Annotated in this window: 18 protein-coding genes; 9 read left to right on the top strand and 9 right to left on the bottom strand. The window is 35.5% G+C overall.

The features are described from left to right. Positions 1-43: 43 nt before the first annotated feature. Both IRZ78_RS04410 and IRZ78_RS26400 read right to left on the bottom strand, forming a co-directional pair. A complete protein-coding gene (locus IRZ78_RS04410; protein ID WP_194615366.1) occupies positions 44-919 on the bottom strand; it encodes a sugar phosphate nucleotidyltransferase in 876 nt (291 codons plus the stop codon). 9 nt (positions 920-928) lie between these two features. Then, a complete protein-coding gene (locus IRZ78_RS26400; RefSeq protein WP_194615365.1) occupies positions 929-2,020 on the bottom strand; it encodes a galactokinase family protein in 1,092 nt (363 codons plus the stop codon). Between the two features lie 232 nt (positions 2,021-2,252). On the opposite strand from IRZ78_RS26400, the gene IRZ78_RS04400 reads away from it, so the two are divergent. After that, entirely contained in the window at positions 2,253-3,293 is a 1,041-nt protein-coding gene (locus IRZ78_RS04400; protein ID WP_194615364.1) for a LacI family DNA-binding transcriptional regulator, read from the top strand. Positions 3,294-3,610: 317 nt separating this feature from the next. Here IRZ78_RS04400 and IRZ78_RS04395 read toward each other — a convergent pair whose 3' ends face one another. Then, positions 3,611-4,261 carry a sugar-binding protein gene (locus IRZ78_RS04395; protein WP_194615363.1) on the bottom strand — a complete coding sequence of 217 codons (651 nt, stop codon included), beginning with the start codon at positions 4,259-4,261 and terminating at the stop codon, positions 3,611-3,613. Between the two features lie 645 nt (positions 4,262-4,906). Here IRZ78_RS04395 and IRZ78_RS04390 point away from each other — a divergent pair. The 5 genes from IRZ78_RS04390 (at position 4,907) to IRZ78_RS04370 (ending at position 14,498) form a co-directional block, all read left to right on the top strand. Further along, positions 4,907-7,969, top strand: coding sequence for a TonB-dependent receptor (locus tag IRZ78_RS04390; protein ID WP_194615362.1), 3,063 nt, complete (start codon positions 4,907-4,909; stop codon positions 7,967-7,969). Positions 7,970-7,979: 10 nt separating this feature from the next. Then, complete coding sequence (locus IRZ78_RS04385; protein ID WP_194615361.1) at positions 7,980-9,677, top strand: RagB/SusD family nutrient uptake outer membrane protein; 1,698 nt, start codon at positions 7,980-7,982, stop codon at positions 9,675-9,677. A gap of 87 nt (positions 9,678-9,764) precedes the next feature. Next, entirely contained in the window at positions 9,765-11,078 is a 1,314-nt protein-coding gene (locus IRZ78_RS04380) for a DUF3472 domain-containing protein (RefSeq protein ID WP_194615360.1), read from the top strand. 116 nt (positions 11,079-11,194) lie between these two features. Next, positions 11,195-12,550 carry a Gfo/Idh/MocA family oxidoreductase gene (locus IRZ78_RS04375; RefSeq protein WP_228520375.1) on the top strand — a complete coding sequence of 452 codons (1,356 nt, stop codon included), beginning with the start codon at positions 11,195-11,197 and terminating at the stop codon, positions 12,548-12,550. An 88-nt stretch (positions 12,551-12,638) separates the two neighbouring features. Continuing rightward, positions 12,639-14,498: a beta-galactosidase family protein gene (locus IRZ78_RS04370; RefSeq protein ID WP_194615358.1), complete on the top strand. Its 1,860-nt coding sequence runs from the start codon at positions 12,639-12,641 to the stop codon at positions 14,496-14,498. A 53-nt stretch (positions 14,499-14,551) separates the two neighbouring features. Here IRZ78_RS04370 and IRZ78_RS04365 read toward each other — a convergent pair whose 3' ends face one another. The 4 genes from IRZ78_RS04365 to guaA all read right to left on the bottom strand — a co-directional run bounded on the left by IRZ78_RS04365 (position 14,552) and on the right by guaA (position 20,634). Then, positions 14,552-14,953: an OsmC family protein gene (locus IRZ78_RS04365; RefSeq protein ID WP_194615357.1), complete on the bottom strand. Its 402-nt coding sequence runs from the start codon at positions 14,951-14,953 to the stop codon at positions 14,552-14,554. Further along, the gene (locus tag IRZ78_RS04360; protein WP_194615356.1) at positions 14,953-17,037 is read right to left on the bottom strand and encodes a LysM peptidoglycan-binding domain-containing protein; all 2,085 of its coding nucleotides are present in this window, start codon (positions 17,035-17,037) and stop codon (positions 14,953-14,955) included. The genes IRZ78_RS04365 and IRZ78_RS04360 overlap by 1 nt, the downstream gene beginning before the upstream one ends. A 92-nt stretch (positions 17,038-17,129) precedes the next feature. Then, positions 17,130-19,043, bottom strand: a complete 1,914-nt coding sequence (locus IRZ78_RS04355) for a LysM peptidoglycan-binding domain-containing protein (RefSeq protein ID WP_194615355.1) — start codon at positions 19,041-19,043, stop codon at positions 17,130-17,132. Between the two features lie 61 nt (positions 19,044-19,104). Continuing rightward, positions 19,105-20,634 (bottom strand): glutamine-hydrolyzing GMP synthase, encoded by a 1,530-nt coding sequence (gene guaA, locus IRZ78_RS04350; protein ID WP_194615354.1) that lies wholly within the window; start codon positions 20,632-20,634, stop codon positions 19,105-19,107. A 186-nt stretch (positions 20,635-20,820) separates the two neighbouring features. On the opposite strand from guaA, the gene IRZ78_RS04345 reads away from it, so the two are divergent. The 3 genes from IRZ78_RS04345 to IRZ78_RS04335 all read left to right on the top strand — a co-directional run bounded on the left by IRZ78_RS04345 (position 20,821) and on the right by IRZ78_RS04335 (position 24,802). Beyond that, entirely contained in the window at positions 20,821-21,348 is a 528-nt protein-coding gene (locus tag IRZ78_RS04345; protein WP_194615353.1) for a hypothetical protein, read from the top strand. A gap of 289 nt (positions 21,349-21,637) precedes the next feature. Beyond that, complete coding sequence (locus IRZ78_RS04340) at positions 21,638-23,374, top strand: thiamine pyrophosphate-dependent enzyme (RefSeq protein ID WP_194615352.1); 1,737 nt, start codon at positions 21,638-21,640, stop codon at positions 23,372-23,374. 156 nt (positions 23,375-23,530) lie between these two features. Next, the gene (locus tag IRZ78_RS04335; protein ID WP_194615351.1) at positions 23,531-24,802 is read left to right on the top strand and encodes an MFS transporter; all 1,272 of its coding nucleotides are present in this window, start codon (positions 23,531-23,533) and stop codon (positions 24,800-24,802) included. Between the two features lie 45 nt (positions 24,803-24,847). Here the strand turns inward: IRZ78_RS04335 and IRZ78_RS04330 are convergent, their stop codons facing one another. Together IRZ78_RS04330 and IRZ78_RS04325 are read right to left on the bottom strand one after the other, a co-directional pair. Continuing rightward, on the bottom strand, positions 24,848-25,564 hold the full coding sequence (locus IRZ78_RS04330; protein ID WP_194615350.1) for a hypothetical protein: 717 nt from the start codon (positions 25,562-25,564) through the stop codon (positions 24,848-24,850). Between the two features lie 223 nt (positions 25,565-25,787). Further along, the gene (locus IRZ78_RS04325; protein WP_194615349.1) at positions 25,788-26,207 is read right to left on the bottom strand and encodes a hypothetical protein; all 420 of its coding nucleotides are present in this window, start codon (positions 26,205-26,207) and stop codon (positions 25,788-25,790) included. Between the last annotated feature and the right edge of the window lie 70 nt (positions 26,208-26,277).

Here is a 26,277-nt window from a genome sequence, read left to right as displayed (position 1 = left end):
GTACTTATTCGTAAATTAGATATCAATTTTTTGTTAATTTTTTCTAGGCTTGCCAGTCTAGAACCGGATAATACTGCTTTAAATATGCTTTGACATCGGCAATATCTTCTTTTGCGGTTAAGTCCGGAACATGCTCAGAAAAAGGAATTCCCAAAGTGGTATTTGGATGTTCTTTTACTGAATTTAAAAGTACTGTTGGCAGTTCTTTTTCGTCTCTTTCCGTATGAACAGGACAATTTTTAAGATGGGTGTATAACGTACTTCCGTTGAATTTAAAAGCGTTCATACTCACTCTGATTCTGCCTTCAACATCTTTATAATCAGCTAAAACATCGGCAGACGGTTTCTCGAGAATGTCTAATAATTGATTATTTTGATCTAATTTTGCAATGGCAAAACGCGAAATCCTTTCAGACGGAAATTCTAATGCATCACGATCATAAGCGATAAAAGCATTAGGACTAGTCGTTTCTCTAAGTGCCAATAAGGCTTTCGCCGAATATAAATTGTCGCTATTGCACACGGAGTATTGCTGCGAGTTTAATTCCGGAAATTGCTCTACGGCCTGAAACAAAGCATCGGCCGTGCCAAAAGGTTTTAGCCTTCCTTCGGGAATATATTGTACGGCAAAGGAAATGTTGAGTCCGTGAAAATCATTATTAAGATTTTGGCTTCCGTAAAATTCCTTAAACAACTCGCCTTGTTCACCTATAATGATATAGATATTTTTGTATCCTGCTTTTTTGGCATTCAATAAAAGGTAATCCAGTAAAGGTCTCCCGCTTGCGCCAACGCCAATTAAACCTTTGCTTCTTTCGTTTGCCTGAGCGATTTCTTCTGCTGATAAATTATCAAGAACGGCTTCTTTTTTCATTCGGGATGATGCTCCACCAGCCAGAATAACTAAATTGTTGTGCATATTTATTTTTTAAAATTCAATATTTTCTATAATTCTCACGCCCGGATCTACAGCAACTGCATAAGCTTCTTCTGCCCCAGCTTTTAAAATAGCTTCGATTACGGCAGCTTCCTTTTCAGGATCGGCAATCACCACAATACTTCCGCCACCGCCAGAGCCTACAATTTTGGCCCCATATGCTCCTGCACGCAAAGCTGCATTGATCATATCATCGATTCTTGGCACCGTAATTTTCAATAAATCGCGCAAAACCTCGTGATGCTGATTCATTAATGCTCCAATTTTTTTGAGGTCTAAAACAGGCTTTTCGAATTCTTTTAGGGCTTCTTTGGTATAATGGTAATTTTTCAGTGCAGCTTCGAAAAACGGAATCAATCGATCCGGTAAACAATTTCGGTAACGATCTATATCTTCAATTTCAGAAGTATTCAAATCAAAATCAGGGAAGTTTTGTTTTACAATACCAATAGACATTAAGGCATTTCCTTTTATTTCGCCAATTAATCCAATCGTTTCTTTGGGAACACCCGAAACTCCTGTGATTAAACCTTTAAGATCTGATCTGATTACTTTAAACGAGAAAGGTTCTTTTGTATTAATGTACACCACATTCCCTACCCCAATGCTAAAATGATCCATCATTCCGCCTGGCTCACCGTGTTCTAAAACCTCAGATTCATATCCAACTTTGGCTATAAACTCAGGAGTAACTTGGTGATCAACTCCAAAGGCATCAATCAAAAACCGAATCCAGGCCATCAATAAGGCTGATGAACTTGATGTTCCCGAATTAATTGGAATATCTCCTGTAATTGTAATAGTGTAACCTACATTGGGCACACAACCGTATCGTCGCAAAACCCGCAACGAAGACGCAAAATAATCACGAGGTTCTAATGTGTCGAAAGTAGCATCGATATTAATGACCCTGATTTCGCCAATATCGATCATGTTCAGCACAAAGGTATTGGACGCATTTTGCTTGGCAGTTAGTTTTATATTTCGATCGATTGCACAGGCTATAACCGGCAATCCTAAATAATCCTGATGATCCCCAAAGAGGCACGTTCGGCCGGGAGCTAATGAAGTAATTTTTTTCACTTATAAATTTTATAATAAAACATTGTAATACAAATAATTACAACATTAATAGGTTAAGAATTTACTCTGTTTTTTTGGTTTTGATTCTACGAAACTATAGATTATATTTTTATAAACCAAGAAAAAAACTAAAAATGTGCTCGAACACACTAAACTAATGTTCTCGAGCACACTAAATGATTCCAACAATATTTTTTCAAATAATTAAACCAAAGTTTCTATATTTGCTTATATGGACAAAAAGTACACTATTAAGGATATAGCAAAAATGGCCGGAGTTTCGAAAGGAACTGTAGACCGCGTTTTGCATAACAGAGGAAAAGTTTCTCCAACGGCGCTGGATAAAATCAATGAAGTTTTGAACGTCATTAATTATGAGCCTAACTTAATTGCCCGTAATTTAAAAAACACCAAAGTTTACCGTATTTGTGTTTTGCTTCCGGATCCGGAAATAGATCCGTATTGGTTGCCGTGTGTAAACGGAATTCAGGAAGCCAAAACAGAGTTTAAAGCCTATGGTGTTATTATAGAAACGCATTACTTTAATCCTGAAAGCAAAAAATCTTTTTTGAACGCACATGAAACGATTCTTAAACAATCGCCTGATGCTGTTTTAATTGCACCTTTATTTCATAAGGAAACGCTCGAAATTGTAAAACAATACGACGAACTCGAAATAATAGTGAATACTTTTAATAACCAGATTGAAGGTGAATCCATCAAAAGTTTTGTGGGTCAGGATTTGTATAAAAGTGGTCGCGTGGCAGCCAGTTTAATGAATTTAATTTTAAGCGATGGTCAGATTGCGATTATACATATTGATGAAAGCGTAAAAAATGCAGTTCACATGCAGGAAAAAGAAAAGGGTTTTAGAAATTATTTCGACGAGAAGAAAATTGCCGATTTTTCTTTAACTACCTTAAAATTAAAACATCCAAACGTTGAAAGTAAATTTTCGGCCTTTTTAGAGGAAAATCCAAACCTGAAAGGAATTTTTATCACCACTTCGAAAGCGTATCAGATCGCTTCTATTTTAGCTCCTTTAAAAAATAAAAAAATTGCCATTATTGGTTACGATTTAGTAGAGAAGAATGTCAACTTCCTAAATCAGGGATTGGTTCATTTTTTAATTCATCAAAATCAAAAAAGACAGGCTTATTTAGGCGTTAGTACCTTAGTAGAGCATTTTTTATTCCGCAAAGATATTCCGGAAACGATTTTACTGCCTATTGATATTATTAATGTGGAGAATGCTTCGTTTTACGTATCGTAATGATAGCCCACGGGTTTAAACTGATTTACACAGATTTTTTTTTAGAATTTCAAATACCAAAGACTTACTGCTGTGTGCCTCTACCATAAATTAAAACCTTTGCGGTTTGCGAGATTAATTTTTGTCATAAAAAAAAGCGAAAACCAATTAAAATCGTTAAAGGATGTGAGCAAAAAATAAAATTGCCTGGCAGATCTGGCAGATTGAGCAGATTTTTTTCATTAAATTTTGTACAAAAACCAGCGAAACCCCGTTTAATCCGTCAAATCTGTAGGCAATACCTTTGAACCTTTGTTACTTTGAACCTTTACACCTTTTTAACTCATTAATACAAACTTCCCAAACGAAGAAGCGATATGAAAATTAGGAGTTTCGGTATTTGGGTTTACCCATGAAATCCAGGTGGGTTCGTATTGCAGATTTTCAACCAGAGAGAATTTTGCCCTGAAAACTCCGGCTTCGATTGTATTGTTCTGAATTAAGTTTAAATCTTTTAGGGATTGAATACTAATCCTGCCTTCAACCCTAAATGAGATTTCATCCTTTGACGTTTTTACTTCTATATTATTTTTAGGCCATTTCCACTTAAAATCAAAATCCTTTTCAGGAAGTGCCTTAAAATCCATTATTCGACCTGATATATCTATTTCAAGGCAGTAATAAGGATTTAGGGATTCATTGGTCCTGAAAAACAATTCTACCCTGTCTGAATTTCCTATACTCAGGAAACTATTGTCTTTTTGATCAATGTTAATATCAGTATCAAAAACCCTAAAATTAAAATAGAAATTTTCGAGATCATGAAGTGCCCTAAATTCAATTTTAGAAAATGAATCGCTTTTCCAGGGAGAACAAAAATCAGTTAAACAATTTGCTTTTTCCCAGAAAGAAGAAGTCAAAATAGCGTCATCATTTTTTTGTTTTTTATCGATTAAAACTACCTGATATTCTTTTAAAATTTCGTGCATATTTTTTGGAAAAATTTAATTTAATAAAAATAAAATTCTGAAGCATTGTAATCATTTCAAAGGAGACAAAATCACCTTAAAAAATCTTCTTATCAAAATGCTAATATAAGTCAAACTTTTATTTAAAACCTAATCGCTTTTTTTTATTGCTTTTTTATTTAAAAAGTAAAAAATAAGAAAAAACGGATCAATTTAAAATCTTTAAAAGTTTGATTTATTATTAAACAAATTAATTGATGATTGCGATATTCGTATAAATACAAACAAGTAGTTTTTATTCCTTAAAAATAAAATACCATAGTTGCGAATACGCCTAAAATAAAGCGATGTGCTTTTTGTGCTTTTTTTTAGAATAATCGCATCAATTTATATTAAAAAAAACGTATCGCACAATTTTATGTGCTCGAGAACACTTTTTTTGTGTGTTCGAGCACATTTTTTGTGTTTTTTCTTGGTTAATAAAAATATAATCTATAGTTTCGTCGAAGAATAAAAAAATAACATGGCTTTTTTTACCCTTTTTCACCGCTTTTCAGGCCTATTTTATTACACCAAAAAAGCGAAAAAATGAGTGGTGAAATTTTAAAAAAAATAAAAAAACAACTAAACAAAAACACATTCATTAACCAAAACCAAACAAAGAGTATGAAAAAAGTATTCTCAAAAAAACCTGGAAACTCAAGGTTGCATACTGTACTTGAAAAAAGTTTAAAAGCAACGTTACTTTCATTGTTGTCTTTAAGTTTTCAAGTTACCAATGCAGCACCTTCAAAAGAAATTCCGGTAAACAAAACCAATTTACTGGCATTTCAAAAAATAACGAAGGGTAAGGTTGTCGATGAAAAGGGAATTCCGATTCCCGGAGTAAATGTGATCATAAAAGGCACATCAAAAGGAGTGCAAACTGATATGGATGGAAGTTTTGCCATAGATGTACCCAATGCAAATACGATTTTAGTTTTTTCTTTTTTAGGAATGCAGGATCAGGAAGTTGCTGCAGGAAACGGTTCTATCAACGTAGTGATGAAAGAAGCGGGTGAACAAATGGACGAGGTGGTGGTTGTAGGATATGCTAAAGTTAAAAAAGAGAGTTTAACCGGATCACTTCAAACTTTAGACAACAAAAAAATTGTAGATGTAACGACTCCTTCTGTAGAAAATATGCTGGCAGGAAAAGCTACGGGAGTATATGTAAATACTGGTGGCGGACAACCGGGAGCAGTAGGGAAAATAATCATTCGAGGCAGAACAACCGTTAACGGAAGTACAGATCCTTTATGGGTAATTGACGGAGTTATTGTGGGGAATAGTTCGGCAAACATGAATCCATCTGATATCGAAACGTTAACGGTTCTTAAAGATGCAGCGTCTACGGCGGTTTACGGTTCACAAGGTGCCAATGGTGTTATTGTGGTTACTACAAAAAGCGGAAAAGCGGGGAAATCTAAAATTAGTTTTTCTGCTAAAACAGCCTTAACTACTATCAATAACGGAAATTTTAAAATTATGAACGGATCGCAATTGTATGATTTGTACGATTCGTTTGCCAACAAACAAGATTTTGAAAATGTCTGGTGGTGGAAACCAGAATTAAGAAACCAAAATTTTGACTGGTGGAATAATGGTACACAAACCGGACTTGCAGAGGATTATAATTTATCGATTAGCGGTGGCGGAGATAACTTTAAAAGCTACGTTTCTATTGGCCTATATGATGAAACCGGTGCTATAAAAGGTTACGAGTACAAAAAGTACAACGGTTTGATGAAATTTGAGTACAAACCAAATAGTTGGTTTACGCTGAGACCACAGGTAAATTTAACCAGAGAAACAACAGATGACCAGCAACATTCAGTTGGTGCACTTTACGGAAATATGCCTTGGGACAGTCCGTATCTGGCAGACGGAACTTTGGTAGGAAACGCGCCAAACCCAACCTGGGTGAATACAACCGGATCTAACTATTTATACGATTTGCAATGGAATTATGGTGAATCTGAATCTTATACGGTTAGGGCAAATCTTGATTTTGATATTAAATTTACCAGCTGGCTAACATATTCTTCTGTAAACAATTACATTTTTGGTAATTATAATTCAACTTATTATTCAGATCCAAGATCTTCTGCGGGAGAAGCGGTAAAAGGAAGAATTGAAGATTACTTTTCTACTTATAACAGAATTTATACCAACCAATTATTAAAATTTAATAAATCGTTTGGAAAACATGACTTTAATGCTCTTGCAGGTTATGAATGGAACGAATACAACTCTAAAACAAGTACTGGCGTTGCCACTGGAATTCCTCCTGGAATTATAGTTACTGATGCTGCTGCGGTGCCTGAAAAAGTGGGCGGTAACAGATCGCAATGGGCTGTGCAGTCTTTGTTATCGAATGTGAACTATTCGTATGACAATCGTTATTTAGCACAAGTTTCTTTTCGTCGTGACGGAGCTTCTAACTTTGGATCAAATGCGCAATATGGTAACTTTTTCTCTGTAAGTGGTGGATGGAACCTTCATAACGAAGCCTTTTTTCATGCCGATTATATCAATAATCTTAAGCTAAGAGCAAGTTATGGTTCGGTAGGAAATCGTCCAAACAGTTTGTACCCTCACCTTCCTTTGTATTCTTTCTCTCAAAGTTATAATGAAAATCCGGGAGCATTGCTTTCGCAATTGGCTAATCCCGATTTAAGCTGGGAAAAAACATATACTGGCGGCGTAGGTGTTGATGTTAGTTTCTTTAACCGGGTAAATATTACGTTGGATTATTACAACAAAAACACTTCAGATTTATTATACAGAGTGCCATTGCCTGGAGTAATTGGTGTTACAAGTATCTGGAGAAACGTAGGAGCCGTAAACAATAGAGGTTTTGAGGCATCTTTGAATGTTGATATCATTAAAAATGAAAATTTACACTGGTCTGTAGATGCCAACATTGGTACCAATAAAAATAAAGTAACGAGTCTTTACGGAAACAAGCAGGAAATTATTGTTGGAGATGGTAGTGGTATTGCAGGATCTGCATCAAAATTATTAACTCCCGGAAAAGATGTTGATAGCTGGTATTTGACAGAATGGGCTGGTGTAAATCCTGAAAACGGAAAACCACAATGGTTTACGACAAATGCTGCAGGAGAACGTGTAAAAACTTCTAATTATGGTGATGCGTCTAAACACCAAAAAGTAATTGGTGCCTATACTCCCGACTTTTTTGGAGGATTTTCTACCACTGTAAATTACAAGAACTTTGATTTTGCTGCTATTTTTAGTTATTCTGTAGGAGGCGAAATTTATAATTATGCCAGAGCAGAATTCGATTCTGATGGTGCTTATACTGATAGAAACCAAATGAACCTTCATAGCGGATGGAGCCGTTGGGAAAAACCGGGTGATATCGCAACGCATCCGCAAGCTCTTTATAATAATTCTAGTAACTCTAATAAAGCATCATCACGTTTCTTAGAAACCGGAACTTACCTAAAAATGAGAAGTATCACTTTAGGCTATAATGTACCTATCGAACGTTTGCATATCGCCAACCTAAGATTGTACATCGCCGGTGAAAACTTATTTACGATTACTCATTATTCCGGAGTTGATCCTGAAATACCTCCTGCAAATGGCATTATTACTGGTGTTGCGACACAAGTATATCCTCAAACGCGCAAAATTGTATTAGGACTTAACTTAACTCTATAAAAACAAAATCATGAAAAAGATATTTATATTATGTATGGCAATTAGTTTCCTGTCCTCATGTGATTTAGACAGAGAGCCTTTTGATTCCTATACAAAAGACAAAATTGAACAAGATAAAGAAGCTTCGATCGAAGTTTTACTAAACGGATGTTACGCACAATTAAAAGGCTGGTCTGATGTTATGCACAGGGTTGGAGAATATCCGGGTGACAATATCATGATTAGAGGTACCTCTACAGATTCTTTTTATTCTTTTATCTCATATCAGCATATTCCTGACAATGGTCGTTTATCTGTTTTTTGGAATAATAGCTACAAAATTATTTCGCAATCAAGTGATTTAATGAAAATGATTGCCGAAGGAGAAAGTCCTGCAATGGATCAGCAATTAGGTGAAGCTTACTATTTAAGAGGTATGATTTATTTCTATTTGTGTCGTACTTACGGAAGACCTTATTCGCAATCACCGGAGACTAATTTAGGCGTACCAATCGTAAATGGTTTACCGGCAGATTTAAATAATCTTAACCTTCCGGACAGATCAACAGTAAAAGACACTTATGCTCAGGCTATCAGCGATTTGAAAAAAGCCGAAGCTTTAATGACAGTTGAAAGAAAAGCGGCGTATGCAACAAAAGAAGCAGCTCAGGCGATGCTTTCAAGAGTTTATTTGTATATGAGTGGAACATATGAAACACCTAATCAGGAATATGCAACGCTTTCGATAGAATATGCAAACAAAGTAATTGCCAGCGGAAGATATCATTTATTAAGCAGAGACAGCTTCATGAAATTTAATACTTACGCTCCAGATTCTGATGAGCAAACCGAAACTATTTTTGCTGTAAAACAAGTAGCATCAGAATTTTCAGGTTACGATCATTATTACGGAATTGGCGGAATGTATGCTAATATTCAGGGACAAGGCTGGGGTGAAATGTACGCCAGTGCCAAATATCTTGATTTGCTAAGAAAAGCCGGTTTGAAGAAAGACGCTCGTTGGGCATTTATCGATCCTCAATATACCACAGATGATGCAGGAAATAAAACCGAAGCTTTCCGTTTTGTTTATGATGTTTACAATACTGGTGGCACGCAAACAGGTTACAACTATATTCAGCAGCCTATAAAACGTAATCCTGATAACTCATTTTATATAACAATAGGAACTACAAATTATAATCTGACAGTTGTAAATGCAGCCGAAAATCAATATTCGATTGTATATGAAGGCAAAACTTATACAGGCGAAAAAGATTATATGATGTTGCTGAACCGTGTTTATCCAATGTATTATATCACGAAATGTTCTCTTCAAAACAATGATTCGCACCTTCATTCCCCTACCATTTCAAGATTGGCCGAGATGTATTTGAACATGGCAGAAGCATATGTCAAAAAGGGTGATTATAATAGTGCTTTAACCAACTTAAACATAATTCGCGAAAGATCGATTGTTGGTGGCGGTTATACCTCATTAAACAGTACAAATGCTGTACAGCGAGTAGACGAAGAACGTCAGTTAGAGTTAGCGTTTGAAGCACATAGAGGTTATGATGTTTACAGAAATGGTCAAACCATGACACGTCACTATCCTGGTCCTCACTTACCAATGACAGACTGGCCTGCAACAAGTTTAAGAGTAGTGCAATATATTCCGCAGTCAGAAATTAATGCCTATCCGGGAACTTTAACGCAAAATCCATAATTTTTAGAATTGTTTTGTTTTTGAAGCCTCTCTAATTTGGTAGATTAGAGAGGTAATTTTAAAAGAAATAAACGAACTATAGATACCATGAAAAACTTATTTTACTTATTTTTTGCTTCATTACTCGTATCTTTTTCCTGTACAGAGAATAACGAAACCACTGAAAAAGATCCTTTACAGAATCCAAAAACCAGTATTTCGCTTCCGTTGGCCGGAAATGCTTACAGCTCTAAACATTTAGAAAGCAACACTATTACTGATAACGGAATAGAAAACTGGACTAGTGCCGAAGAATTTTTCACCATTTATTTCAGGATTTCCAAAGCCGGAAGTTTTCAGTTAACTGTTGAAGAATCGGTAGAAGTATCTGGAAAATCAGAATTAGAATTTTCGATTAATAATGAAGCTAAAAAAGTAAAATTTGATACTTCAAAAGCCGTAACCATTGGTACCTGGAAAATTAATCAGGAAGGTTATGTTGCTGTTAAGATAAAAGGAATCAGCAAAACAGGAGATCGTTTTCCTGCTATAAATCGTTTAACGATTTCGAGTAATGATTATGATGCAAAAATATCCTATGTCCCAAATAATGAAGGTAACTTTTATCATTGGGGACGCCGCGGACCATCTGTACATTTAAATTATCAGGTTCCGGAAAACATCAATGCAAAATGGTATTATAACGAACTTACCGTTCCGGAAAACGAAGATAAAATTGGTTCTTATTTTATGGCAAATGGTTTTGGAGAAGGCTATTTTGGTATCCAGGTCAATTCGGCTTCAGAAAGAAGAGTTTTATTTTCTGTATGGAGTCCGTTTAATACCGATGATCCGGCCAGTATTCCTGAATCACATAAAATTAAAATGCTCAAAAAAGGCGAAAATGTTCACACAGGCGAATTTGGAAATGAAGGTTCAGGCGGTCAAAGCTATCTCAAATACAACTGGAAAGCAGGAACCACTTATAAATTTTTATTACAAGGATTCCCTCAAAACAATAACACAACAACATATACCGCGTATTTTTATGCGCCTGAATTGCAAAAATGGCTATTAATCGCTAGTTTTAATCGTCCCGAAACGAATACGTATTTAAAAAGATTTCATTCGTTTTTAGAAAATTTTATTCCGGAGCAAGGCGATTTATCCCGTAAAGTATTATTCAATAATCAATGGGTTTGCGACGATAAAGGAGTTTGGTCAGAGATCAATTCGGCTCGCTTTACAACAGATAATACGGGAGCAAAAGAATACCGAATGGATTTTGCAGGCGGACTTGATAATAGTTCCTTTTATCTAAAAGACGGCGGTTTTTTCAACAATTATACAACACCAAAAACGATCTTTACACGACCTTTAAACAATAAAAAACCAGAAATAAATTTTGATACATTACCTTAAAAAGACGTTTTAAAAATAAACAATTTACAAAAAACAATAATTCCCGATAATCAGCTTAGATTATCATCATTTCAAATCAAATTAATTCAATTATGAAAACTAGTATTTTAAAATTAATGTTAGTGGCCTGTCTGTTGTTTGGAGGAGCAATCGCATCGGCACAAATGATCAAGACCAAAACACCAACCCGCCCAAAAGGTCAGCAAGATGTTTTGCGTTTGGCTACTGATCCAATTCCAACTGTTCGTGTTGCTTTTATTGGTTTAGGAATGCGTGGTCCCGGAGCTGTTGAGCGTATGACGCATATTCCCGGGGTAGAAATCGTAGCGCTTTGCGATATGACAGAAAAAAACACACAATCGGCCAATGAAATTTTAACAAAAGCTGGTCTTCCTAAAGCACAGGAATTTTTTGGAGATGAAAATGCCTGGAGAAAAGTTACTGCTTTACCAAATGTTGATTTGGTGTATATCGCAACAGATTGGAAACACCATGCATTAATTGGTGTTCAGGCAATGAAAGACGGAAAACACGTAGCAATCGAAGTTCCGGGTGCTATGACCATGAAAGAAATCTGGGATCTTATCGATACTTCCGAAAAAACAAGAAAACATTGTATGCAACTTGAAAATTGCGTTTACGATTTCTTCGAATTAACGACATTAAACATGGCACAGCAAGGTGTCTTTGGAGAAATCCTTCATGCAGAAGGTTCTTACATTCACGGTCTTCAGCCTTTTTGGGGTGAATACTGGAACAACTGGAGAATGGATTATAACATCAAACACCGTGGTGATATTTACGCCACTCACGGTATGGGACCAGCTTGTCAGGCTTTGAATATTCACCGTGGGGATAAAATGAATTTCTTAGTTTCTATGGATACAAAAGCAGTAGGAAATCCTGCTTACATCAAAGAAAAATCAGGTCAGGAGATTAAAGATTTTAGAAACGGAGATCATACCATGACTATGATTCGTACTGAAAACGGAAAAACAATCCAGATTCAGCACGACGTTACTTCTCCTCGTCCGTACAGCAGAATGTACCAATTGAGCGGAACTAAAGGTTTTGCCAACAAATATCCGTTAGAAGGTTATGCTTTAGATGGTGCAGCATTAGGGGATGATGTAAAACCAAATCACGAAAAATTAAGTGCCCATTCATTTGTTCCTGAAGATGTTAAAAAAGCATTGATGGCAAAATACAAACATCCAATTGTAAAAGATATCGAAGAGAAAGCTAAAAAAGTGGGTGGTCACGGCGGAATGGATTTCGTAATGGATTACAGATTGATTCACTGTCTGCAAAAAGGTCTTCCGTTAGACATGGATGTATATGATTTGGCAGAATGGTCTTGTTTAGGTCCGTTAACAGAAATCTCACTTGATAACGGTTCTGCTCCTGTAGAAATTCCTGATTTCACTCGTGGAGGATGGAAAAAATTACAAAAATTAGAATTTTCAGAGTAATATATTCATTGGTTAGTTAGGTCAGGCAAGAGAGCGCAATTCATGGTGCTCTCTTGCTTTTTATAAACATCATCAATTTCAAATAAAAATGAAAAAAGTTTATTTTATCCTCCTATTTAATTTCTTTATCCTTTCAGCATTAACAGCACAAGAAAAACAAACTTTTACCATAAGTGACGGGAATTTTTTGTTGAATGGAAAACCAATTCAGATTCATTCAGGCGAAATGCATTATTCCAGAATTCCGCAACCGTACTGGCGTCATCGCTTAAAAATGATGAAAGCAATGGGTTTAAATGCTGTGGCAACCTACGTTTTCTGGAACTATCATGAAATTACTCCCGGAGTTTGGGACTTTAAAACCGGTAATAAAAACTTAGCAGAATACATTAAAACGGCGCAGGAAGAAGGTTTATTTGTCATTCTTAGACCAGGTCCGTATGTATGTGCCGAATGGGAATTTGGCGGTTATCCATGGTTTTTACAAAATGTTCCCAATATGGTAATTCGTGGCAATAACACCTCATATTTAGCTGCAACCAAAGCTTATTTTACCGAATTATACGGTCAGGTTAAAAATTTACAAATTACCAAAGGCGGACCAATTATTATGGTTCAGGGCGAAAATGAATTTGGTTCTTATGTTGCTCAACGTAAAGACATCTCTTTAGAAGAGCACAAAAAATACAGCGCAGCAGTTTTTCAGCAATTAAAAGATGTTGGTTTTGATGTTCCGTTTTTTACATCAGACGGAAGCTGGCTGTTTGAAGGCGGAGCTTTACCGGGTGCTTTACCAACTGCCAATGGCGAAAGCGATATTGCAAAGCTAAAAGCAGTTGTCAATCAGTTTAATAATAACCAAGGGCCTTATATGGTAGCCGAATTTTATCCGGGCTGGCTGGATCATTGGGCAGAACCTTTCCCGACACAAAAACCAGAACAAACCGTTCGTCAGACAAAAAAATATCTGGACAATCAGGTTTCTTTCAATTATTATATGGTGCATGGCGGAACCAATTTCGGATTTACCTCAGGCGCCAATTACGATAAAGAACACGATATTCAGCCTGATATGACTTCTTATGATTATGACGCTCCTATTAGTGAAGCAGGCTGGGCAACTCCAAAATACAATGTACTAAGAGAATTACTAAAAACAAGCGAAACTCCTGCAGTTCCGGAAAAAATGCCTGTCATCGCAATCCCGAATATTACATTAAATAAAGTGGTTGATCTTGCCGATTTAAAATCCAAAATATCTCCAGTTATAGAGGATAATCCGTTGACTTTTGAGCAATTAAATCAAGGTAATGGTTATGTTTGGTACAGTAAAAAATTTACTCAGCCCATTAGTGGAAAATTAGAACTAGAAGGATTACGTGATTATGCCATCGTTTATGTTAACGGCAAAAAAGTGGCTGAACTGAACCGATATTATAAAAAATACGATTGCGAAATCGAAGTTCCTTTTAATGCCACTTTAGATATACTGGTCGAAAACATGGGACGTATTAATTATGGTTCTCAAATTAATGCCAACAATAAAGGTATTATAAGCCCCGTAATTATTAACGGCGAAACCATTACCGGCGATTGGGAAATGTACAAATTACCAATGACCTCTGTACCTGATGTAACAGCGTATAAAAACTCAGGCAAAATAAACCGCCCTACTTTATATCAGGGAACTTTTAATCTCACTAAAACCGGAGATACCTTTCTGGACATGCGCGATTGGGGCAAAGGAATTGTATTTGTAAACGGAATCAATATTGGACGTTATTGGAGTGTTGGCCCGCAGCAAACCCTATACTTACCCGGATGCTGGCTTAAAAAAGGCAAAAACAGCATTATCATTTTCGAACAAAAAAATGAAACTATTCAAAAAGAGGTAAAGACTATTCTAACTCCAATTCTGGAAGATTTAAAACCTGAAAAAGGTTTATAAAAAAAAGCCATTCGTGATTGAATGGCTTCTTTTTTACTTTAATATTTCTAAAATTACTTCCAGTTAAAAGTAATGTTCTTTTCGATTTCACTGCTTAAACTCAAAAATACCGGACAAGTCATTCCGGCACGTTCCAAAATTGTTCTGCTTTTTTCCTCTTCAACACCCTGCATATCAAAAACAATTTCAATTGCCCCAATTCTTCTTGGTTCAGCGTTCATTATCTTAGTTACTTCCGCAGTTGAACCTACGAAATCTACGCCTAAATCACGCGCTTTGATTCCCATAATGGTCATCATGCAACTTGCTAAAGCATTGGCAACTGTATCTGTTGGAGAAAATGCTTCTCCTTTTCCGTTATTGTCTAGTGGTGCATCAGAGATGATTTCGCTTCCTGATTGCACATGAATTGATTTTGTTCTTAAATCTCCTAAATAGGTTACTTTTGATGTCATTAATTGGCTACTTTTAAAGTTAAGTCTGAATCGTAATATAAGATGTACACTCCTTTATTGGCGTGTCCACCATCTTCTTTTTTATAAAATTGAAATTTATTGTCAACTTGTTCTGTTGTCATTAAATCGGCTGTTTCCTGATATGTTTTTCCTTGTACCAAACGCATCATGGTATCAAAAGTGACATCAAATCCTCGTGTTGCATAGGTATTTGGATTTATCTTATTCTTCAATCTGTATTCTTTATCGAAGATTAAAACTCCCGGTTCATCGCTTTCACGAGTTACAGAGGGATACATTAATTTCAATTTTACTAAATTATCAAAACTAATTTCGTCAGTATCCAAAGTGCTGTTTGGTTCTAAAATAACCAATTGTACCTGACATGTTTTTTGCGCATCAAGCAAGGCTTTTATGGTAGTTTTTACCATAGCCGTATTTCCGGTTTCCATCACCACATAATTCATTCTGTTTGGCAATAACAAACTTTTTAAATTGGCTACATCCAAACCTCCTGTCTCTGTTAAAGCTGCGAAAACAACAGCTTTTTGGTTTTGTTTGATATAACTAATAACTGATTCTTTCTTTTTATCGACAACGGCAACAATGTTTCCGTTTTTCGCACGCATAAAATCAAACATAGCATTTCTCACCACATCATTAGAGGGAATTGTCTGATATAAATTATCAATTGGGTTTGCCTTATCTTTTGATAAAGGAGAAATCACAGGAACATTATACATACGTAAAGTGTTGGCTGTAGCCTCAGCATTATTTTGATAAAATGGTCCAATTACTGCATGGGCATCCTGCAATTTATTCTGAGCGATCAAAGTCGAAACATTTGATGTTGTTTTTGTTTCCTGCGAATCATAAATTGCCACATCAATTGGCAGTTTCAAGGTTTTAGCCGAGTCGATTGCCATCATTGCTCCTGCATAAAAATCAAGAGTCATGTTTAAGAATTTATCATTTTTGATACGGTTAGCTGTGCTTGTTGTATCATTCTGCATTTTATTCAAATTAAATGGCAACAATAAAACTAGTTTTTTACGATCGTTTTGTCCTCTTTTCTTTGTTAGTTCTACAACTTCAGGATTAACAGTAACGGTTTCAGATTTTACCTTATCTACAATTTGTATAGAACCTCCGCTATTTGGATTTTCTATTGCTTTTTCAACAGGTTGCTGTTGCGGAATAATTGGAGCCGGAGCTAAATATCCTGCAGGAACTTTTAAAACCATTCCTTCTTTTACACCTTCAGAAAGTGACGGATTCAACGCCGTTAATTCTTCCTGAGAAATATGAAAAGTTCTTCCTAAACTATAAAAAGTTTCTTTTGGTTTTACCTGATACTCCATATAGGTGGTCACTTTTTTAGCAGTTTCAACTGGTTTGGTAGTAGTTGTAACAGCAGAACTTACAGCATCTGTTTTAGGCGCTTTTCCTTTTATGGTTAATCGGTATCCAACAGGCAAATTCGATACAATTTCAGGATTGCGTTTTTCTAATTCTTCAATGGTAATTCCGTATTGCTTAGCGATCGAAAACTTAGTTTCTTTTGCCATAACATCGTGATATACATATTTTTCCTGAGTTTTTTCTTTCGCTGGTTTTTCAGCGGTTACCGAAGATTTTACAGCCGATTTTACCGCTGATCCTTTTGCAGGAATCACCAGTTTTTGTCCAATCTGAACTCCAGTTTTTGCCAAAGTAGGATTTGCAGCTTTCAAAGCTTCATCAGAGATACCGTATTTTTTTTCGATACTATAAAAAGTCTCTTTAGGCTGTACCTCATGAATTATTTCTTTTGTATTACCGCCCGTTTTTGCCGCAGCTGTTTCTGTTTTAACCGCTGCCGATTTTGCAGTATTGGTTGGGATCAGTAAAACTGTATTGGGTTTTATACCACTTCTAGCATCCGGGTTTAATGCATAAATATCATAAGGAGTAACCTTAAATTTTACGGCAATCTGGTTAATAGTTTCCCCATTCGCAACCGTATATTTAATGACCTTTTCTTGTGAAAAAGCAGAAAACGTTACAAAAAAAACAAGGAACAATAATGTTGAATAATATTTCATAATAGACTTAAAACAATTTAATTTTTAATTCAGAACAAGTAACTAAGTTCTCTTTAAAGCAAGATTCTTGCCACTTGTTATTTTGCCGCTAATTATTGTCTAAGATCAATTTCTATCTTAGCAATAACAACCTCTTTATATAACTCATCTTCTTCGTTTTTCTTGCATTTATACAGCACTTCTTCCATATTTTGATACTTATCTGAGTAAACATAGTACGAAAGACTGTTGATATTAAAGAAGAAACTAGCGTTAAAATCGCCAGAATCAATGAGTTTCATAATGAGCTTATCTCTTAGCGTTGCGTCTGTAAATATACCTAAAACTAAGTAATAGCCGTTTGAAACTTCTTTAAGATTATCATAAACTTCAACTTTTACTGTTTTGTCTGTTCTAAGCGGATTTTCCTTAAGTTCACGTTTCATTTCTTCCAGCGAAATTGTTTTTGAAGTTTGAGCCGTACTCGATTTATCCTGTTTCTTAATCGCTTCATCCTGATACTTTTTCAGTTTGATCAAAGCCAGTTTATCATCAAACTTTCGGGCTTCCATACTATAATAAGTCGCTTTGCTGATATGTCGTTTTACTTCGATTTTTTTCTGCGTATCGAGCGAATCAATCTTAGCAATCAAAAGCTGATTTTGTGCATCGCCCTGCTCCTGTTCTATTTTATATCGTTTTATTTCTTCTAACGAAAGTCGCTGCTGTAAAGAAGTAACATTTGTATTTTTTTCGCTTTCGCGGATTTTCTTCTTGTATTCCTGATTTTCTTCAACAGCAATTTTTTCTACTTTATTCATTAAACCGGCATAAGCTTTTCGGTTTTCGGCTAATTCTTTTTTAAGTTGAGAAGATAATTCACTGGTTTTCCCGATGCTTTCATACGATCGTTTTTCTAATCTTTTTGATTCATCCATATTCAAAATATCCATTCTTTTTAAATCGACCAAATCATTATTCATCGTGTTTACCAACGAATCTAATTTTGCCATTAAAATATCCTGCACATTTTTATTCGCTTCCAAAACCAAACGCAATTTTTCGACCGAATTTTCTTTAGAACCGTTCATATCATTCAGATTGACTTTAAGATCATTAATCTTTATAATCTTCTGATTCATTTCTTTCTGAACCACCAATCTGTCTTTTAAATCTTCCAGTTCAACCGTTTTGGCTTTTCCTTTTTCGACCACCACTTGCTTTTCGGCAAGAGCTAGCATCAATTCTTCGCTTTCGTTGGTTGGTTTTACTTCCTTAGTATTTATAGCTAATTTATTCCCAACAACTAACCCGTTTACGATCTCAGGGTTTTGAGATTCTAACTGATCGATCGAAATATTGTATTTTTTCGCAATCGAAAATTTAGTTTCCTTTGGTTCAACAACATGAAAAACCGTTTCCTGATTGATCACACGAACTCTTCCGTCTAAAGTTTTTCTTTTGTTTGGAATTGAAATCATTTGTCCAATTTGCAATCCGTTGATAAGAATATCTTTGTTCAGATTTTCTAAATCATTAACCGATACATTATATGCTCTTGCAATACTAAACAGGGATTCTTTGGCAACAACCTGATGTGTAACTTTTGAAGAAGTTGTACTTTCAGTTTTAGGGAGACTTGAAGGATTGGGAATAATTAATTCCTGACCAATCTGTAATCCGTTGGCAAGAATGGGATTTGCATTTTGGATAGCTTCTACAGTAATATTGTATTGTTTTGATAAGCCAAAAAGGGTTTCTTTGGCATCAACAATATGAGTAATTTGCTGGTTTGAATTTTCTTTTTCTGCCGAGTGAACCGGAATCTTAATAATTTGATTGTCTTTGATTCCACTCTGCGACTCGGGGTTGAGTTTGTAAATTTCATCTACAGAAACCTTGTATTTTTGGGCAATAAAATAGGCAGTTTCTCCTTTTTGAATTTTGTGTTCAATAATTGAATCTTGCGCAGTTATTTTGTTAAAAGACAAAATAAAGACAAGAGAAATCGTTAAAAATTCTCTCATAAATAGTAGGTTTAAAAAATTAAGGCATTACAAATGTAACGCCTTAATTTGAAAAACAATACTATTCCCACTCAATTGTTGCTGGTGGTTTTGAGCTAATATCGTAAACCACGCGGTTCACACCTTTTACTTTATTTATAATGTCATTCGACACTTTCATTAGGAATTCGTAAGGTAAATGAACCCAGTCAGCCGTCATACCATCTGTTGATTCTACAGCTCTAAGCGCTACTACTTTTTCGTACGTACGCTCATCGCCCATCACACCAACACTGTTTACCGGAAGCAAAATTGCTCCAGCCTGCCAAACTTTGTCATATAGTCCCCAAGATTTTAATCCGTCGATAAAAACCGCATCAACATCTTGAAGAATTTGAACTTTCTCCGGAGTAATATCTCCTAAAATTCTGATTGATAATCCTGGTCCAGGGAAAGGGTGTCTTCCTAACAATTCAGGATCTATTCCTAAAGTAGCTCCAACTCTACGAACTTCGTCTTTAAACAACATTCTAAGTGGCTCTACAATTTTTAATTTCATATAATCCGGCAATCCACCTACATTATGGTGTGATTTAATCGTTGCCGATGGCCCTTTTACAGATACCGATTCGATTACGTCAGGATAAATAGTTCCTTGTGCCAGCCATTTTACGTCTTCGATTAAGTGTGATTCATCATCAAAAACTTCGATAAATACACGACCAATAGTTTTACGTTTGGTTTCAGGATCACTAATTCCGGCCAATTCGCTTAAGAAACGATCTCCGGCATCTACTCCTTTTACATTCAATCCCATTCCTTTGTATTGATCTAATACATTTTGGAATTCGTTTTTACGAAGTAAACCGTTATTTACGAAAATACAATATAAGTTTTTACCAATAGCCTGGTGCAATAAAACTGCTGCTACAGTAGAATCTACTCCGCCTGACAATCCTAAAACAACTTTATCATTTCCTAATTTCTCTTTCAATTCTCCCACCATTTCTTCTACGAAAGCATTTGGTGTAAAGTTTTGAGGAACATCAGCAATATCTACTAAAAAGTTTTTTAGCATCTTTGATCCATCAGTAGAATGGAAAACTTCCGGGTGATACTGAATAGCATAAGTAGTTTCTCCTTCAATTTTGTAAGCCGCATATTCTACGTCGTGTGTACTTGCAAGCTTTACAGCATTTGTTGGTAAAGCCTTGATACTATCACTATGACTCATCCAAACCTGGCTGTTTTCTGAAACTCCGTTAAAGAAAGTTTCCCCTTCTTTAATATAAGATAAATTTGCTCTACCGTATTCTCTAGTGTTCGAAGCAGCAACTTCACCTCCACTAAAGTGGGCTAAATACTGTGCTCCGTAACAAACTGCCAACATAGGTAGTTTGCCTCGAATTTGAGATAAATCAGGATGCGGAGCGTCTTCTGCACGAACAGAAAATGGGCTTCCTCCTAAAATTACGGCTTTATAAGGTGATAAATCACTAGGAAAGTGATTGTAAGGGAAAATTTCGCAGAATATATTTAATTCGCGAACTCTACGCGCAATAAGCTGTGTATATTGCGATCCGAAATCTAAAATAAGTACGTTGTGTTGCATGCGCAAAAATACTTTTTATATTCGAATTTGAAAAATGGAATTTTGATTTTTTTCTAAAAAAGTTTCTGAGTTTTTTTTAAAGCATTTGAAATAGAAAAACTTAGTTACTCAGAAACTTAGCATCTTAGAAGCTTTCCAAAAAAATCCAACCTTCAAAAAACATCGTATTTAGATAAAACCATATTTATGAAATCAAAACTAGTTGCCCTTTCTCTTTTTTTAGCTGTATTTTTAAGTTCATGCGATACTGTAGATGATTTGTTGAGTTTTAATATCTCGAATTCTGCTTCGATAAAAATTCAAAGCAATTTGCCTATTAATTTGCCATCAGAAATCATCACGCCTGATGTTACTACAAATTCTTCAGCCGAATTTAAAAACAACAAAACCAAAGCCGATTTAGTTAAGGATGTAAAAATTAGATCCCTTAAACTGACGATTTCTGATCCTTCAGATAAAACTTTTACATTTTTAAAGTCAATTCATTTGTACATCTCAACAACTGATTCTGATGAAATAGAATTGGCGTATCAGGACAATATCAACTCCACCAGCAATACTATCGATTTAATTTGTACCGATGCCAGGCTGGACCAATACATTAAAGCCGATAAATATAAAATCAGAACAAAAGTTACCTTAAAAGAAACCCTTACGAAAGATGTAACCGTTAAAGCTGATATGAAGTTTAGAGTGACGGCGGATCCTTTCTAAAAGTTGCTAAGTTAAAAAAAAATAGAATCTTAGATTTAAAAAAAGGTTCAAAGGTAAACGAGATCAAAAACTTGTTCCTTTGAACCTTTGTCGCTTTGTACCTTCAAAAAAAACTTAGCAACTTAGAACCTTAGTAACTTAGTTTCTTTAAAAAATTTCCCTAAATTTATAAAAACATACCAAATCACTTTTACATCATAACCAAGTGTATCTTAAAATCTAATCATTAAGAAAGTAAACCATAACCAATGTTTGTACTGTCTGAATATTAATTTTAAAAATATAATCCATGAGTAAAATAGTTGCAGAACAATTAGTTGACATGTTGGTAGAGGCTGGAGTAAAACGCGTTTACGCAGTTACCGGCGATAGTTTAAATCATTTTAATGATGCGATACGCAGAAACGGAAAAATAAAATGGATTCATGTTCGTCATGAAGAAGTTGGCGCCTATGCAGCAGCAGCCGAAGCCGAATTGGATGGTTTTGCCGTGTGCGCCGGAAGTTGCGGACCCGGACACGTTCATTTAATCAACGGTTTGTATGATGCGCACCGATCGCATGTTCCTTTATTAGCCATTGCATCGACAATAAATACGAGCGAAATGGGAATGGATTATTTCCAGGAAACCAACACCATCAAACTTTTCGACGATTGCAGTTATTACAATCAGATGATTATGACAGCTGAACAAGCTCCCCGAATCATACAAACTGCCATACAACATGCTTTGGGCAAAAAAGGTGTTGCCGTTATTGGTTTACCCGGAGATGTTTCGGAATTAAAAGCAGTTGAAAGCAATATATCTACTCAGTTTTTTCATTGCAATCCTGTCATCAGACCTTCTGATACTGAATTACAGCATTTAGCACAAGCGATCAATGAGAGTACCAAAATCACCTTATTCTGCGGAATTGGTGCTGAAAAAGCACACGATCAGGTGGTGCAATTATCGCAACATATTAAAGCTCCCGTAGGATATTCTTTCCGCGGAAAAATGAGTATTCAGCCTAATAATCCTAATGAAATAGGAATGACGGGTTTACTTGGCCAGCCTTCTGCTTATCATAGCATGCACGAATCGCATTTGGTATTGCTGCTAGGAACTGATTTTCCATATGATAAATTCATGCCGGGTGATAATAAAATCATCCAAATCGATACCAGCACGGAACGTTTAGGACGAAGAGCCAATCTGTATATGGGATTGTGCGGTGATGTTGCTGATACTATAGAAGCCTTATTACCTTTATTAGAAACCAAAACGGACGATAGTTTTTTACAAGCGCAGCTTAAATTATATGCCAGCGTAAAAGAAAACATGAATACCTATATTAATGATAATGGCGGAGAAGATACAATTCAGCCGGAATATGTAGCACATATCATTGATAAACTGGCTACTAAAGATGCTATTTTTACCGTAGATACCGGTATGACCTGTGTTTGGGGAGCCCGTTTTATAAAAGGAACCGGAGAACGAAAAATGCTGGGTTCTTTCAATCATGGATCAATGGCCAATGCCATGCCAATGGCAATTGGAGCAGCTCTGGCGCATCCTGAAAGACAAGTTATTGCCATGTGTGGCGATGGTGGTATCTCAATGCTGTTGGGCGATTTGGCAACCATTAAACAATATGATATTCCTATAAAAATTATAGTTTTCAATAATCGTGCTTTGGGAATGGTAAAACTCGAAATGGAAGTGACCGGCTTACCCGATAATGAAACCGATATGGTCAATCCGGACTTTGGACTAATTGCTCAGGCAATGGGTTTTCAGGGTGTAAATGTACATAAACCCGAAGAAGTTGAGGGAGCAATTGAAAACGCATTCCGACACAATGGCCCTGTTTTACTGAACATCTTCACCAACCCAAATGCTTTGGCAATGCCCCCAAAAGTAGAATGGGAACAAGTTGTAGGTATGGCAAAATCGATGACCCGATTAATGCTGGGCGGTAAAATGGATGAAGTTTTAGATACTATAAAATCCAATTACAAACACCTAAAAGAAGGCATCTAAACTGATTTTAAACATAATAAAACACCAATTGCACTTATTTGCACTAATGCACTTTGTAAAATTAATTTCGCAAATTAAATTACTCATTAAAAATTTGTGCCAATTCGTGCAATTCGTGTTCATACAGCTTAAGCTCGAATAAAAGAAATACATTTTATGGACATCAATACAAATAAATCATATACTAAATATTACATTATTGCATGGGTATTTGGTTTGCTTTTCTATTTTTTAGATTATGTTATACGCTCCTCTCCGGCTGTAATGCTTCCGGAACTTGCACAGAGTTTTTCTGTAAAAGAGATTCGATTGGTGACAATTATAGGAACTTATTACTATACTTATTCTACCTGCAGTTTAATCGCAGGAATTGCCCTGGATCGATTTGGAGCAAAATATTCGCTCTTTACCGGAGCTCTTATTTTAGGAATTGGCTGTTTGTTATTTATGATCTCGAGTCAGTTTAGCGGAGTGGTTGGCCGATTGTTTCAGGGTGCCGGATGTGCCTTCGCTTTTCCGGGTTGTGTGTATTTGGCCAGTAAAGGATTCTCAGCAAAATCATTGGCAACTGCCATTGGTTTTACTCAATGTTTAGGAATGCTTGGCGGTTCGGCAGGACAATTTGTTGTAGGTCCGCTAATAGAAAAAGGAATGGACATTAATACACTTTGGCTTTCTATCGGAATTTTTACTATAATCGTTGCTTTTGGACTTTGGTTTATAACTCCGGCACACATAGTTGAGAAAAAGGCCGAAACTATCGTAAAAAAACAAAGCTTACTTGATCCTTATAAAATTGTTTTTAGCAATCCTCAATCTTGGTTATGCGGAATCGTTTCAGGATTATTATTTGCTCCTACTACGATATTTGCTATGACTTGGGCAGTTGATTTTTTTCAGAAAGATCGTGCTTTCGACTTTCATAGTGCAACAATTTCGAGTGCGATGGTTGCTTTTGGCTGGGTATTTGGCTGTCCGTTATTAGGATTTATTACAGATAAAATAAATAAGCGCAAACCCGTTTTAATATTTGGAGCGTTATTTATGATTTTGAGCCTGATTCAGTTATTGTATTTCCCCGATTTACTTCCTGCGAAAATCAGTATGTTTTTGCTGGGCGTTGGTTCTGGTGCTGCCATGATTCCGTATTCTATAATTAAAGAAGCGAATCCTGACAATGTAAAAGGAAGTGCTACAGGAGCCATTAATTTTATAACTTTTGGAGTAACAACGCTTTTAAGTCCATTATTCAGTCGTTTATTTGGGCAAACGCTAAATGACGCTAATGATAAAATGATACATTTTCAACAAGCAGGTTTATTCTGGATAGTTGGAATTTCTATAGCAATTCTGGTTAGCTTTCTATTAAAAGAAACTGGTGAGGGAAAAACCTTTAATAATGCCGAACTACAAAAGAATCAAATATAAAAATAAAGAAAACAGAATAAGATGCTGCAAAACTATCGTTGTGTCTTATTCTTCCTTTGTAACTACTATCGAAGCTTTAAAGCCTGCTGCAAGATTATCCCAGTAGTCATTCGTAACCAATTGACCTTTATCATCATAAACACGAATTTCAGCTGTATTTCCTCCTAAACTACCAATGTTTAACGCTTCAAAATCAAGCTTATTAAAACCATTGACAAGATCAATTTTTACATCTTTAAAATTACCCTCTAAAAATATCTGATCTTTAATCACCTGATCATTAGAAGATACTTTTACCAGGTCGCCATCGATCGCACCAAAATCTCTCAGTTTTACAATAAAATATTTCGATTTTGTCCTAAAATCTCCCAGCGAAATATTCTTTCTCACTAGTTGCCCGCGGCCTTCTTTTAGTCCGGCATCTCTTAAAGCTTTATCCAGATCTTTTTCCATTTTAGGCACATAACGATCTCCCGGATTGGCAAAATCAGTTTCGGTAGACATCGTAAATTTACTTTTTTCTGCACCTACCTGCAATTGCGATTTTGGTGTAATACTGGTATTATCAAAAACGTTTGGCGTTTTAATACTTGGTATATCCATAGGATTAGCCTGAGGATCTTTAACCTCTGGCAATGGAGTCTTCTTTGGCTTTGCACCAAATTTAGGTGCTGCAATAGGTCTGTATTTTGTACCAAATTCAGTCTGGGCTGAAACAGTGACAGCGGTAAAAAATAATATGAAAAATAAGATGTGCTTCATTGAGAAAGTATTATCGAATCGGCTTTTAAAAATTTTATAAGATCAAAGCATAGCATCACAAAAATAGTATAATTTAGTTAGGCACTACAACTTTAAGACTATTATAACAATATATTAGGCTAATTTTTGGAAAGCAAAAAACCTGCCAAAACTGTAAAAAACCGATTTGTTTAAAAAAAAATCGGTCAAAACACTGTTAGAATAAATTATTTTCATTTTAATGCTATTTATTTTTAATAATAACAGCAGTCAATGTTGAAAGATCTAAAGTTTTTACTTCACTATAATCAAGAAAAGTTAATCCACAGAAAGTAATTCCTGCGTCAATATAATCCATACTCACAATATCCTGAAATGTCTCTCCATCGGTACCTTTAACAGTAAACTTTACAGAAAAAGAACCTTGCGTATAATCATTATATGCATCTTTTGAAATATTTTTTAAGTCGTATGTAATCATTAAACCAACAGTTGCAGCCACTTCTTTCTTTGTAATGGTTAGTGAAAAATTTACTGGATTAAATGCAGTACCTGATGATGCATTATCATTATAACTACCTGAAATACAACTTATTACTGAAATTGACATAAAGATCAAAAGCGCAAAGCTAAAGGTTGATTTTAAAAAAGATAATTTCTTCATAATTCAAAGATTAAAAGGTTAGTTCTTATACATATTTGTGAGTTTATTTTTTCAATTATATAGAAAGTAT

The sequence above is a fragment of the Flavobacterium sp. CSZ genome (assembly GCF_015350725.1).
Taxonomy (GTDB): Bacteria; Bacteroidota; Bacteroidia; order Flavobacteriales; family Flavobacteriaceae; genus Flavobacterium.
This window is presented reverse-complemented; position numbering and strand designations above follow the sequence as displayed.